The sequence below is a fragment of the Vibrio sp. RW genome, from assembly GCF_027587105.1.
Taxonomy (GTDB): Bacteria; Pseudomonadota; Gammaproteobacteria; order Enterobacterales; family Vibrionaceae; genus Vibrio; species Vibrio toranzoniae.
Genome location: NZ_JAPPTM010000001.1, coordinates 165,322 through 179,764, shown reverse-complemented (window position 1 = coordinate 179,764; position 14,443 = coordinate 165,322). Strand labels below are relative to the sequence as shown.

10 protein-coding genes are annotated in these 14,443 nt (G+C 43.5%); 9 read left to right on the top strand and 1 reads right to left on the bottom strand.

Annotation, left to right across the window (positions count from 1 at the left end; all coding sequences use genetic code 11):
- Window positions 1-53 precede the first annotated feature (53 nt).
- The 5 genes from OCT63_RS00730 to OCT63_RS00710 are packed head-to-tail and all read left to right on the top strand — an operon-like array spanning window position 54 to window position 8,603.
- The gene (locus tag OCT63_RS00730; protein WP_269983017.1) at window positions 54-2,075 is read left to right on the top strand and encodes a prolyl oligopeptidase family serine peptidase; all 2,022 of its coding nucleotides are present in this window, start codon (window positions 54-56) and stop codon (window positions 2,073-2,075) included.
- Window positions 2,076-4,217, top strand: a complete 2,142-nt coding sequence (locus OCT63_RS00725; RefSeq protein ID WP_269983016.1) for a TonB-dependent hemoglobin/transferrin/lactoferrin family receptor — start codon at window positions 2,076-2,078, stop codon at window positions 4,215-4,217.
- 9 nt (window positions 4,218-4,226) lie between these two features.
- A complete protein-coding gene (locus OCT63_RS00720) occupies window positions 4,227-6,554 on the top strand; it encodes a proprotein convertase P-domain-containing protein (RefSeq protein ID WP_269983015.1) in 2,328 nt (775 codons plus the stop codon).
- Window positions 6,555-6,558: 4 nt separating this feature from the next.
- Entirely contained in the window at window positions 6,559-8,043 is a 1,485-nt protein-coding gene (locus OCT63_RS00715; protein ID WP_269983014.1) for an Lcl domain-containing protein, read from the top strand.
- Between the two features lie 2 nt (window positions 8,044-8,045).
- Window positions 8,046-8,603: an Lcl C-terminal domain-containing protein gene (locus tag OCT63_RS00710; protein ID WP_017057896.1), complete on the top strand. Its 558-nt coding sequence runs from the start codon at window positions 8,046-8,048 to the stop codon at window positions 8,601-8,603.
- Between the two features lie 93 nt (window positions 8,604-8,696).
- Here the strand turns inward: OCT63_RS00710 and OCT63_RS00705 are convergent, their stop codons facing one another.
- A complete protein-coding gene (locus tag OCT63_RS00705; RefSeq protein ID WP_269983013.1) occupies window positions 8,697-10,340 on the bottom strand; it encodes a methyl-accepting chemotaxis protein in 1,644 nt (547 codons plus the stop codon).
- Window positions 10,341-10,806: 466 nt separating this feature from the next.
- Between OCT63_RS00705 and OCT63_RS00700 the strand changes: the two genes are divergently transcribed.
- The 4 genes from OCT63_RS00700 (at window position 10,807) to pstB (ending at window position 14,436) form a co-directional block, all read left to right on the top strand.
- Window positions 10,807-11,628 carry a phosphate ABC transporter substrate-binding protein gene (locus tag OCT63_RS00700; protein ID WP_017057898.1) on the top strand — a complete coding sequence of 274 codons (822 nt, stop codon included), beginning with the start codon at window positions 10,807-10,809 and terminating at the stop codon, window positions 11,626-11,628.
- Between the two features lie 124 nt (window positions 11,629-11,752).
- Window positions 11,753-12,682, top strand: coding sequence for a phosphate ABC transporter permease subunit PstC (pstC, locus tag OCT63_RS00695; RefSeq protein ID WP_017057899.1), 930 nt, complete (start codon window positions 11,753-11,755; stop codon window positions 12,680-12,682).
- 65 nt (window positions 12,683-12,747) lie between these two features.
- Window positions 12,748-13,611, top strand: a complete 864-nt coding sequence (gene pstA / locus OCT63_RS00690; protein ID WP_029627204.1) for a phosphate ABC transporter permease PstA — start codon at window positions 12,748-12,750, stop codon at window positions 13,609-13,611.
- A 75-nt stretch (window positions 13,612-13,686) separates the two neighbouring features.
- A complete protein-coding gene (pstB, locus tag OCT63_RS00685; protein WP_269983012.1) occupies window positions 13,687-14,436 on the top strand; it encodes a phosphate ABC transporter ATP-binding protein PstB in 750 nt (249 codons plus the stop codon).
- Window positions 14,437-14,443 lie beyond the last annotated feature (7 nt).

The following is a 14,443-nucleotide window of genomic DNA, read 5'->3' as shown; positions in this document are numbered from 1 at the left end:
TGGGTGCAGTATACGCGAAATTTATTAAATTAGCGTGTGGATTTGTTGTATTTATGAAAGCGTTTGTGTTGTTAGTTTTTGTTCTCGCACTCTCGGGAACGGTTAGCGCTTCTGATGAGTTCTCTTGGCTTAAGGATGATTCACGTAGCGCTAGCAAAGCCCTCGATTATCTCTATAAGCAAAATGATAGGACTCATCTGTATCAAAAAAAAATTCGATCTCTGAGTGAATCTCTACAACAAGATTGGCAAGACAAGTGTCCGGTACGTGCCGATAAACCATGGCAGGAAATCAGTGGGTATGAGTATGCGATCCTAAACCGGAATGGTAAAAGAACCTTACTGTCTCGATTAGTTGGGAGTGAAGATTCAACCGAGTTGCTTAACATTGACGCTCGAGCTGCTGATCTCGACTATTACCAGCTCGGTGCTTGGGCATTAGACCCAACCAGAACAAAGCTTGCAATAGCAGAGGATGTAAGCGGTGCAGAACAGTACCGAGTGAGTGTTGTCGATCTTAAAACTCATCAAGTGACACCTATTGCTCAAAATGTAGACCGCTCACTGGCGTGGTCGAAAGGCGGTCAGTTTCTGTATTTGATTGAACTTGATAAGCAAACGTCTAGACCTTTTGCGTTAACGAAATATTCCTTAAACAAGTCAAAGCCAATTCGCCTAATTGAAGAGGCAAATTCCGCATGGTTGCTTTCGTATTACCTTTCCAGTGATAAGCAATTTGCTGTGGTTCAGGCAAACAGTGAAAACTCCAGCGAGCAACGTCTACTAAACCTTGATACAGGCGAGCTCTCCAAACCGCTTTTGTCACGTAAAACTGGGGTGGAGTACTACGTTGATGTTGTTGGTTCTACTTTGTTCGCGAATAGCAACCATGTTCGCCATGGTTTTGCTTTTTACTCCGTGCCGCTCAACCTAGCTTCGAATACTCATCATTGGCAAGTTATCTTTGAACCGAATGACGGGGCTAGAATCAGTAACTTTTACTTGTTTGAGTCTGGTGTCGTGATTATTAGTCAAAGTGGAGCAATTCAGTCTTTACACTTTTTCGATACGGATAACCGCCATCGAGCAAGTCAGCTGCTAGCAAAGCCGGGTCAAGTTGCTTGGGTAAGCCAAGTGGGTGACTATCAAAGTAATAAATTGCACATTCGTAGTATGTCGTTGATTCAGCCAGCAAAGTGGGAACGGTTGAACACTGGCACTCTAAAACGAGAAGTCTTCTCTCAGGATCATTACCCAGAATATCAAAAATCTAAATATCACACAGAGCAAATTATGGTGGACTCTGATGGGGTAATGATCCCGGTCACTTTGGCTTATCGTAAAGATAAACTTACCGATACCACGCCTGTGTTTTTGTACGGGTACGGGGCTTATGGCGTGACGATGAAGCCCTATTTCATGCCACAAATTACGAGCTTACTTGATGAAGGTGTTATTTATGCGATTGCACATGTTCGTGGAGGCGGATTTTATGATGAGTCTTGGTATCAAGCTGGGAAAGGAATAAACAAAAAGAATGCCATTTCGGATTTCGTTGCCACTGCGCGAGATTTGAAAATGTATCACCAAGGTCAGCGATCTATTTACGCGATGGGGGGAAGTGCTGGAGGCACTCTGGTTGCTGCAGCATTAAATGAGGCTTCTGACTTGTTTGATGGTGCGGTCCTGAAAGTGCCATTTGTTGATGTTGTGAATAGCATGTCTGACTCGTCGTTACCTTTAACTGCTCAGCAGTACGGTGAGTGGGGAAATCCACACATTACTGACGAATTGAACGTGATGCAGCAATACGATCCTTTTTTAAACCTTCGTGAACAAAATTACCCACCGATATTGATTCAAGTTGGTCTTAACGACCGCCGCGTTCCCTATTGGGAAGGGGCTAAATATTACGCAAAATTAAGCGAGCTAACGACTGGAAACGGGCCTTATCTATTGTCGACAAACTTTACTCAAGGACATTCGACAGACAGAAGACGCTCCTTAGTACAACAAGCGTTTGAATACGCATTCCTTTTATCACTTACCCTGAAAGACATTAAAGCGGAGCAGTAAATGAAGCTTTCCCCCCTATCAGCGGCAGTACTGAGCGTACTTGCTGTCAACGTCGTGCACGCCGAATCTGAGGTATACCACTTTGAAGAAGTGCTCGTAACGGCGAAAAAAATAGAGCAACCGTTATCTGAAGTCGCAGGTTCAGTAGCCGTGATCACGGGTGAAGATCTAGAGAAAAAAGGCGCAACAGAGCTTTATGATGCAATAAAGAATGAACCTGGAGTCAGTGTTTCTGGGGGAGCTGGTCGACCTCAAAACATTACGATTCGCGGTATGACAGGCAACCGGATTTTGATTGTGAAAGACGGAATAAAGTCTGCTGATGGCTTTGGGGCAAATGACATCAACGACAAAATAGGGCGTAACTCGTTTGATATGTCTAACTTGGAAAGTATTGAGGTTATAAAAGGGGCGAGTTCATCCGTCTACGGTTCAGGCGCTATCGGTGGCGTCGTGGTGGTTAGGACGAAAAAGCCGGGAGAATACCTCGACGACAAAGATTTCTATAGTGACGTCTCTGCAACCTATACCGGTATCAGTAATAAATACAAAGGCGCGACAAACCTTGCCTTCCGTTCGGGGAAATTCGAAAGCTTGGTCAATCTTTCTTATTGGGAAGGTGAAGAAACCCGTAATTTTGATGAAGACCTATATAACCGAAGTATCGATGGCGTCGGTGGTGGCTACACCCTGAATTACTGGTCAAGTGATGCCTTGATGTTCAAAGGCAATGTTGAGTACTACAAAGATAATCTAAGTCGAAAAGAAGGATCCTCTAAGATCCAAAAAGACGGAAAATGGGACACTGAAGATTTTGATCAACAGTCTTATACCGAGACGTTTTCTGCGTATGCGGGGTTTGAGTACCTACCTGCCAATACTTGGTTTGAGGAATTAGATGCCAAGATCTATTGGCGCGATATGACTAATGAAGATACCACCAATCGTTTGATGTCTCGAACCAACAACAACGTTTCTGAGTTACGTAGAACGATTGATTTTCGTGGTTTTACGGATCAACTTCTGGGTGCAAACGCTGATTTTATTAGCGCATTTCAACATCACGACATGAGTCATACGCTGTCTTATGGTTTGAATATGGAGTCGAACCTTCATGAGCGCCCTAGCCAATCTTCTGTTTTAGACTGGAATGGAGTGTCACTTAACACGGATGTGCCTTTTGCTCCAGCTCGTTCGTACAATTTTGCTGCTTTTATCCGTGATGCGATTGAGATTGATGATTGGACTGTGACAGCAGGTGCCCGTTTTGATTTACACCAGTTGAAGCCTGAATCACAGAACTCGATTAATGGCTATGAAGTGAAGGAGCAAAATTCGAGTGAGTTTTCTCCTAGCTTATCGGTTGGCTATCAGCTAACGGAATCATTAAATACCTACCTTTCGTACGATCACGGGTTTAGATCACCAGGCTATGACAAAATTTATGGTTATCAGAATCATGATTTTGTCCCAATTACCCCATTTGTCATTGTGCCAAATATGGATTTAGAGGCCGAAACCAGTGATTCATTTGAATTAGGCAGTAAGTTTGACAATGGACAGACGCAATTATACGCCGCCGTTTTTTATCAGAAGTTCGATAATTTTATCGACGTGAAGCAGGTTACATTTGTCCCTGACTCAAATACGGGTAACTACTACAAGCAATACCAAAATGTAAATGGAGTCGAGACATATGGTATTGAGGCTTCTATCTCGCACCGCTTAAGCGAGTTTTGGAGTGTGGGTACCAAAGCCGGTTATGTTGATGGGGAAGATGAGGATGGCGAAAAAGTTCGCACACTAACGCCTTGGGAAGGCAATGCCAGCGTTACTTATGATGACAACGCATTATCAGCGTATGCACAAGTTAATTGGGCACAAGCGATGGATGACGCACCTCAATGTGAAGATGATTTAGGTATCGTTACTGATTGTGCGACCACCTCTGGCTGGGCAAGTGTCGATCTGGGGGTAAGTTACTCTTGGAACTTTGGCTTGGATGTCAGTGCCAATGTGATGAACTTATTCGACAAAGAATATATTCGTTACCAAGACGTTGCGGGTATTGCGAACAGCAATAAAACCTACTCCACAGAACCTGGTCGTTACTTCACCGTCAACGCCAAGTACGCATTTTAAGGAGGATATATGAAAAAGAGTCCTCTTTACTTAGCACTATTATTAGCATCAGTAACCAGCTCTGCTGCTGAGTGGGATTACCCGAGTGGCAATACGGTAGTGACAACGCAACAGGAAGCTAAAGCCTATTTAGAACAAGCTTACCCAGAGGTGGGTACTTTTAGGTTTCGCTATGAAAGCCTGTCTAAATTAGGGCATCACTATAACTTTGATGTGCTAATTGAAGGTGAATATCAACCGCAAAAGTCCGTTGTTTTATCAACTGACACAGATGAACAGGTCTCACGAGTTTTCAGAAGTTTAGAAAATACCGTGTTACTGAATGGAAAGCCAACAACGGCCGCCGAACTGGAAGCTCCCCGCCAATTGGAGGCAGAGCACGCGCCAAGTTTAAGCAGTGGACAAGTTGTGTCGACTCACGTGAATGTGTTCAGCCCTGATTTGAGAACCATGGACAGAGCGGCACCACCAGAACGTTTGTTAACGGATGTGAGCCAGTATCCGAATGTTCCACATTATGTTCAAACTGATGTGGAGGTATTGCGTCATGGCGATGGTATTTACCTTACTAATGCTCGCGTATCCCAAGTTGATGCCACGGCTTTGTTCTCTATTGATCCTGATTCTGGCTCGGTAACAGACCGTGACAGCTCAAATTTTCTCGCCGCGGAAGGTGTCACAAAGTTTGCTGATCTGAACGAGCTTCACAATGTAGATTGGCAAGATACTCGATTCTCGCAATTAATGGTTTTTGCTCATCTTGACCAGTCTTTACGCTATATCAGTAGTTTAGGTTTTGATGTGTTTGATTCACCTCTTGAGTTTGATGGCAGAGGCTTATCAGCAGACAACTCAACCTATTATTACGGTCCTAAAGCCGTCTTGTTTGGTATCGGCGGGGGATCTCCAGACGCATTAGACGGTGATGTGATTTTGCATGAGCTGGGCCATGGGATTCACTATCACATCGTGAAAGATTGGGCATATGGGCATACAGGTGCCATCGGTGAAGGGTTTGGAGACTACTGGGCGGGGAGTTTTAGTTTTCGTACTCAGTATGAAAATGCCCAGACTCGAGGACAAGAGTTCGAGATAGATACTGTTTTTAACTGGGATGGGTACTTTGGTGTAAGGAAGACCACTCGTAGCTTGTGGAACCAAAGAGCACGCTACTTTAGACAAGCGGAGTATCGTCCTCATGAAAGTGTTGCGGGTGAGTTAGGGGATGAACTTTGGTCAACGCCACTATTCCAAGCCCTGAAAGCATCGGTCGAACAGTATGGAGACGTTGCTTTTAAGGAGTTTGATTCAATCGTGCTGGAGTCTATGTACGGCCTCGGTCGTGGATTGAAAATGCATAACCTAGCTGAGAGCACACTGTTTGCGGCTAAGCAGTTGTATCCAAATAGAGATTACGCCGAAATATTGAAGCAAAAATTTGATGTGCATGGGTTGATCATAGAACCATTCAAGATAGAGGTTGCTAGCCGTTATGTCGATCCAGATAAAGCGTTGACGATCGATATATATCCAGCGCTAAGGCATGCTCAGCTCGATGGTCAGATCAATATTTCTGAATTGGTGAAGTCGTTTGTTAGCCCTCCGGTTAACCAACTAACGATTGAAGCGACACTTCCGAAAGGCGAGATGTGTGGTTCTTCAGTCACCATGAATACGAGTGTTGACTATCGATACAGTGACGCACTGAAATCACAAAACTGGCAACATGATTTGTCACTTGTTTATGGCTTACCTGTACTCGAATCCGATATCAAAGAAGTAAACAGCTACCTTCCTGATAGTCGATTTAGCTCGACAAATCAGCCGACCGTTGGCTTTAAAACATTCAATTTCATTCTAAATGGAACGGGTCAGATCGCAGACGAGAATTTCGGACTGTATTTAGATATCGAGCACCCTCGTTTGAGCGATTTAGTGGTCACTTTGATTTCACCGAAGGGAACACGAGTCGATTTGCTTAACCATAATTCGACGCGATTTTCTGGTTTTGATGGTTACTTCACACTCAAGCATGACTCGGTTCTTGATTCGTTTGCGGGTGAGCCGATTAACGGGTCTTGGCGTTTAGAGATCGCCGATTATGTGAATGGTGAAACTGGGAACCTAAAGCGTTGGGGACTCGGCGCTATTTCGAAATACGAATGTGGCGAAACGACGGTTTCACCGCAAGAGCCCGTCGTTGCTAGTGGCGATTCTGGTGGCTCAGCTTCACCCATATTGATTCTATTCATGTCCTTGCTCTCGTTCAGCAGGTCATTTTCTATACGTTACTTGTCTTCAATGGCAAGGCTCTTTAAAAACAAAACAAGAAGATAACTCTATGAAACCTCAATTGACAATTTTGGCCATCTCTTTGGCTCTTGCTGGCTGCGGTGGTTCAGGCGGTTCCGATACCTCTGCATCAGCAGCACCAACCTATACAGTGTCAGGTACAGTGACAGCACAGAATATAGATTTACAAAGTAAGGTCTGCGCAGACTTAAATCAAAACTACATGTGTGATAGTGGGGAACCAAGTTCGACGGCAAACACGAGTGGCGAATTTAGTATCACCAGCACTAAGAAATCGATTTTATCGGTTCCTTTATTAGCTCAAGTGGATTCGGGTATAGCAGCCAATAGCTCGGGTGGTTCTGCATCGTCTTACGCTTACATTGCAGCCCCAGGTTTTCAAAAGACGTCTGGAAATGAGATTAACGGTATCAGCTCACTACTTGCGGGTTATGTGGCTGATGGACTGACAATTGAGAATGCCAATATCAAATTAAAAGCGCAGTTGGCGAAAAGTGGCATCACTATCTCTGGCAATATTCAAGACGATTTATCTGCGTCTGAACTCGCGAGTCTGGAACAAAATGTCGTATCAACTATTAAGGCATTTAAACACTCTAATCGTGCATTCATGCTGGCTCAATTGAGTGCGAAATTTGATAAGAGTGCGTCCGATTATGTGTGGGGAATCCTAGATACTGACCAAATTACGGCTTTTGCAAATTTCCTCGAAGGAGAGCTAAAAGCTGCGACAGCATTGAATGATACTGGTGTTTTACGCTATTTCTCAGATATCGATGACAAACAAGATGTCGTTGAGCCACAGAGCTCCTTCCCAGGTCAAGATGCAGGATATGGCTTTGATAAAACAGAGTTGAATGCCCAAACTGGCAATGGTTTCCAGTTCGCAAAGTTAGATTCAAGTGGTCAGGTGCTTGCTGATGATGCGACCCAGTGGTCTTGTGTTCTGGATCAACGCAGTGGTTTGGTGTGGGAATCTAAAACGGACGATGAAAATTCACTGCAATACAAAGACCGTCTATTAGCACTTGAATTACCTGGGTTAGTAACACCTTATGATCAGGATGTTGCCCTAGCCACGTGTCACACAAAAGGCGATCACGTTTGTACTACCCAAGACTATGTTGAATATATTAATTCCATTAATTTGTGTGGCAAGTCAGACTGGCGTTTGCCAAAGTTCCATGAGTTCTACAACCTTCTCGATTTTGGCGAAACCGAAAAAAATAAAGATGGTGAAGTTTACGGTTTAACTTACAAGTACTTCCCACATCAGACTCTTGGTATTGAATATACGACTTATACTGGTTCGGTATGGACTCAATCCATTACTTATAACCTATATACGAACACTGCCGTTGAAGGTGGCTTCTATTATAACGAAATTGGTACCCAGGGGGCCGATAGAGGAAACGTTGGTCCTCTTGAAATCTATTCAGGTGATGTTGATTCTTCAGCCAATAATGACTCGTACCAATTCCCTGCTCGTCTAGTTTCACTACAAGGTAAATAGCGATGAAAAACTTACTAACTATAACTTTACTTGGTCTATTTTCTGCGGGTGTAATGGCACAAGAGTGCAGTTTAGATATGGAGAAATCTGCGGCTAGTTCGCGTTACATCGCGAATGATAACGGTACGTTTAGCGATGAATCGACGGGGTTGACTTGGATGCGTTGTCAACTGGGAAAAACCTGGGATGCAAAGTCTTTATCCTGTGAAGGAACTGCCGAAACGTATCACTGGCAGAGTGCTCTTGTTATGGTCGAATCTATTAATGATAAGAGCGGTCATCATGCTTTGCATCAGTTTGCTGGGCAGAAAGAGTGGCGTATGCCAAATATTAAAGAGTTGGTATCTTTAAAAGAAGTGGCTTGCCATTCTCCTGCAATGAGTACCAAAGTGTTCGGTGATACGTTCAATTTTGAAACAGGTAACCTAGCCGCTTATTTATGGAGTTCGACTCCAGCGGGTGATGGACAAAACATAGTGACGCTTGATTCAATTAATGGTGAGGTTTACCAGTACAACGCTGCGGAATATAAGTTTAGTGTTTTGTTGGTAGCGGAATGATCATCGAGTAATGTTCTACTAAAAAGGCCGTGGTTTACCACGGCCTTTTTGTTCTATAGGTTTTGGCTACACCTGAGCCTTAAACCTCGAACCTTATACTTTGAAAAAGCCTAACTGCTGCTTCTGTTGTTCAGCTAGGTTAGATAACTCGTAGCTCGCTGCTGCGGCTTGAGTAATACCGGTTACGTTTTGGCTCACCAAGCTATAGATGTTTGAGATATTGCGGTTGATGTCTGATGTCACCTGGCTTTGCTCTTCGGCAGCAGAGGCTACTTGAGTGTTAATTTCTGTCATATCTGTTACTGAGTTGGCAATGCCTGCAAGCGCTGAGCTAACTTCACCTGCTAAGTGTTGGTTACGCTGTAGCATTGACAGTGAACTGTTCATACTCTCGTTTGCGTTACCTGATTGAACCTGTAAGCCCTCGATAATTGTTTGTATCTCTTTGGTTGAATCTTGCGTACGAGCCGCTAGTAATCGTACCTCGTCTGCAACTACGGCAAAACCACGGCCACTTTCACCTGCGCGAGCGGCCTCGATGGCTGCATTCAGCGCAAGCAGGTTGGTTTGTTCTGAGATGCTTTGAATCACTTCGATGACGTTCCCAATTTGTTCAGAGTGTTCTTTCAGTGTGCTTACAACGTTAGCGGCTTCGCTAAGTTGAATAGCCATTTGTTCGTTAGCTTGGCTGCTTTCATTGAACAAGCTCATGCTGTGAGCCGCCATTTCATCTGCTTGTTTCGAAGCCGAATCGGCTTGTACCGCATTTTCGTTAACGTGCGATGCTGTGCTCTCAAGTTGGTTTACAGCAGAAGCGACTTGTTCGACTTCTTGCTTTTCTTGGTCTGAGTTGGCGCTTGATTGAGTCATCACAGTTGCCAACTCCGTCGATGCTGAGGCAACCTCGATACTGATTCGAGACAGTGAACTGACGGTTTCTCTTAACTGTTCAATGGATGTGTTTACGTTTTGTGCAAGGCGTGATACTTCGTTATCTCCACACTCTTCGGCTTTAACCAGTAGGTTACCTTTGGCTACTTCGCGCATGGTTTCTTGAATATTGCTCAGCGGCTTAACAATGATGCCTGCAAGCGTCCAACTGATGACTAATGCAATAGAAAGAACCACTGGCAGGGCTATGGTGGCGGTATCCAGTGTGTTGGTGTGTTGCTGACCATTCACGCTGATTGCTTGAGTAGCGAGGTGGTTAAGTTGTTTTGAAAGCAGGTTGATTGCTTTGACCATTTCATTGCCAGCGTGACGGTATTGGTCAGTGGCAGCTTGATAACGAGCATCGAAATCGGAAGGCTGGGCGTTGGTGTTGTGTTTCATTCTTAATAGAGGAAGCATCGTATTACGTGAGAAATCAACGTAGTGTTCCATGGCCTTACGCATGCCCGCGACTTCGTTTTGCATTCCTTGTACGGTGTCCAATGAATCCAATAGGCGAGTATTCTGATCACGCTTTTGGTTAAGCGTTTCTACTAGAGTTTTTACATCATCAGCGTTAAATAGACTGTAAATTGCTTTAATGCGCATACCGTAGCTGTTGTCGACGATTTCGCTAAGCTCTTCTTTATGTAGGATGAGTTGGTCCGTTGCTGTTGATACATCTTTAAATGCGCTTTCCAGCTTATCACCACCAATAATGATGCCCGCTAAAAGTACTACAACGGAAAATAGCACTGGAATAAGAATCTGTATTTTTATAGATAAGCCACTGAGTAGTTGGCGCATGTATTGTCCCTCTTTGAATAAACGAATAAATGAGAATTGTTCTTATTAGGATTGATTGGCGATTTTAACTAATAAGATTGATAATTCAATCAGTAATGGCTATTGCTTTGATAAATGCGATAGATATTTGATATGCATTATTATTTCTCGTTTTAAATGGCAGTTTGCTAAATATTTCGATCATTAATTTATGGCTGTTTAGTAAGAAATAGTGGCAAGGGTTCGAGATAAGTAAAGCCGTTACTTGAAGTTGAGCAATTAGATTTTTGCGAGAAATGGATGGAATAAGTGAATCAATGGCTATGACTATCAACTGGTGGAGTAGGGGAGAAATGAGTCATTAATCTGTAGTTGTCATATAGGCTTCAATTTAGTGAAACACAACTGTCACATTCAGATTCTAAAGTGGGCACCGTTCAAGCAAAACATAACATTACGGCAATAACGCCACTAAAGGAAATTTGTGATGAAAAAGACAGTTATCGGTGCAATCGCCCTTCTAGGTGCACTAACAGTGACTCCAGCTTCAGCTAAAGAAACTATTTCAGCAGTTGGTTCAAGCAGCGTGACTCCACTGATGGAAGTTTTCTCTGAAACATACATGAAAACGAATTCAAATGTATTTATTGAAGTGCAAGGCCCTGGTTCTTCGGCTGGTGTTAAAGCGGCTAAGAACGGCAGTGCAGATTTAGGCATGTCTTCTCGTAACCTTAAAGACAGCGAAAAAGAAGCAACTCTAGTTGAAGAAGTGGTTGCTCGTGATGGTATCGCAGTCGTTGTTAACCCTAAGAATAGCCTTCCGGGTCTAACCGCTGAGCAAGTAACAGCTATCTACAAAGGCGAAGTTACAAATTGGAAAGACGTTGGCGGTGCAGACAAGCCAATCGTAGCAATCACTCGTGATACAGCATCTGGTACTCGCGGTGCATTCGAAGACATCATGTCTCTTAAAATGAAGATTTCTGGTAAGAAAGTATCAGCAATCTCTCAACGTGCTCAAGTTGCTAACGGTAACGGCGCACTAAAAACAATGGTTGCATCTAACCCTTACGCAATCGGCTACATCTCTCTAGGTACAGTAGATAACTCAGTAAACGCGCTTGCAATTGACGGTACTGAAGCATCTGTGGACAACGTTAAGAACGGCTCTTACAAAGTAGCTCGCCCTTTCCTAGTTCTTTATAAAGAAGGCCAGCCTTCTTCTGAAACTCAAAAGTTTCTAGATTGGATGCTAACAGACGAAGCTCAGTCTTTAGTTGAGAGCAACGGCTACATCTCAATTAACTAATCTAAACCTAAATTAATAATATTGCTCAGCCTACCTTTTCAGGCTGAGCCTTTTCTATCCCACTTCGAGTTAACCCCATGCGCTCATGTTGCGTGCTAGGGATTATCGATATGTGAGACTTGTTATGACCATCGCAACGAATAGTGAACAGCTTATGAATAGCGAAGCGACTCAACTGAAACGCAGCTTACGTCAAAAGAAGCGTGTAGATTGGAAAGAGCGTATTTTTCACGGCTTATTTCTTACAAGCGCAATTATCGGCATTGTATCTCTTGCTGTTATTGCTTACTTCATCGTTAAAGAAAGTATCCCCGCATTCCAAGAAGCGGGCCTATCAGGTATCGTTTTAGGGCAAAACTGGCTACCACCTGCACTTTACGGTGTTGCTACCATGATTGTAGCTTCTGTCGTGTCAACATTAGGTGCGGTCGTTGTTGGTGTCCCTATTGGTGTACTAACGGCAATATTTATTGCGGAAATTGCACCAAAGCGTCTGGCAGACATCATTCGCCCTGCTGTTGAATTGTTAGCGGGTATCCCATCAGTAGTTTACGGCTTCTTTGGCCTCGTCATTATTGTCCCTTTGATACAAAACGTATTTCAAGTCCCTGCGGGTAACACCATTTTGGCGGGAATCATTGTACTCGGTGTGATGATCCTTCCGACAGTAATCACGGTGTCAGAAACGTCCATTCGTGCCGTGCCAAGAACATATAAAGAAGGCTCTTTAGCGTTAGGTGCTTCAAAGATCTTTACCATTTTTAAGCTGCTCGTTCCTGCTGCTCGTTCAGGTATTATGACTGGTGTGATTTTGGGTATCGGTCGTGCGCTAGGTGAAACGATGGCAATCATCATGGTGATGGGTAATGCTCCAGCTATGCCAGAAGGTATTTTGGATTCTGCTCGTACACTGACCGCGAATATTGCAATTGAAATGTCTTACGCAAGTGGTGTTCACGCAAGTGCACTATACGCAACGGGTGTTGTTCTCCTTATTTTCATTATGTCTCTAAATGCGATTCTCCTTTACTTGAACCGCGAGAAGGCGAGGTAAACATTATGTCTTTAGAAAATAACGTAACACCTCAAGCTAAAACAATAATGTCACAAGGCAGCAAGATGGATAGAGTCGCATTAAAGAAAGCACGTGTACGTACAGATGTAGTTCTAAGTGGCTTTATTTGGGCGGCAGCCGCTTTAACTGTTGGCTTCCTGTTCTGGATTATGTGGTACATCCTATCTAACGGTTTACAACACGTAGATTGGAAGTTCATTACTGATGACTACACTCGCACTGGCGATGAGCACGGTATTTTCCCGATGATAATCTCTACGATTTATATGGTTATCGCTTCAATTGCTGTTGCCGCTCCACTTGGCATTATGACGGCAATTTATCTAACGGAGTATGCAAAAGTTGGCAGTCGTTTGGTTAAGATCATTCGTTTTTGTACAGAATCGTTAGCGGGTATCCCGTCGATCATTTTCGGCTTGTTTGGTATGACATTCTTCGTAGCTATTTTAGGTTTAGGCTTCTCTATCCTATCGGGTGCGTTGACCTTGAGTATCCTGATTCTCCCGGTGATTATTCGAACCACAGAAGAAGCGTTGATGGCTGTTTCTCAAACTTACCGTGAAGGTTCGTATGGTTTGGGAGCTTCTAAAATATATACAATCTGGCGTTTGATACTTCCAAGTGCAATGCCAGGTATCTTAACTTCGGTCATTCTTAGTATTGGTCGTGTAATTGGTGAATCTGCGCCAGTATTTTTGACCGCAGGTATGGTTGCTCGTATCCCAGATTCATTATTGGATTCTGGTCGTACACTAACGGTTCACTTATATAAGTTAACGACCGAACTGTTTACCATTGAAGAATGGAATCAAGCATACGGCACAGCAACAGTACTGATTGTTCTTGTACTGCTGATCAACACACTCACTAAGTTGATCGCAAGACGTTTTAATACTGCAACTTACTAAGCAGGTTTTTCTAGAGCTAAATGAGCTCATAAAACAAACACAGTACAGACTTTGACGAATTACGAGATTACGAACATGAACAAATTTAATATTAAAGACCTAGACCTTTTTTATGGTGATAACCAAGCACTTAAGTCAATCAATTTACCCGTACCTGAGCGTCAAGTTACTGCGCTTATTGGCCCGTCTGGTTGTGGAAAATCAACGCTATTACGTTGTCTTAACCGCATGAATGACCTAATTGAAGGTGTTAAGATTACAGGCCTTCTTGAGATGGACGGTACCAATATCTACGGCAACATCGATGTTGCAGACTTGCGTATTAAAGTGGGTATGGTATTCCAAAAGCCAAACCCATTCCCAATGAGCATTTATGAAAATGTAGCTTACGGGTTACGTGCTCAAGGCATTAAAGATAAAAAGCACATTGATGAAGTTGTGGAAAGCTCACTTCGTGGTGCGGCATTGTGGGATGAAGTAAAGGATCGACTGAAGTCGCACGCATTCGGTCTATCTGGTGGTCAGCAACAGCGTTTATGTATCGCTCGTACTATTGCAATGGAACCGGATGTAATCCTAATGGATGAACCAACATCGGCGCTAGACCCAATCGCGACACACAAGATTGAAGAGTTGATGGAAGACCTGAAGAAAGATTTCACTATCGTTATCGTAACGCACTCAATGCAGCAAGCGCGTCGTATTTCAGACCGTACTGCTTTCTTCCTAATGGGAGAGCTTGTTGAGCACAACCAAACGAGTGTTATTTTCAGCGAACCAAAAGATGATCGTACTAAAGGTTACGTAAACGGTGACTTTGGTTAATTGATTA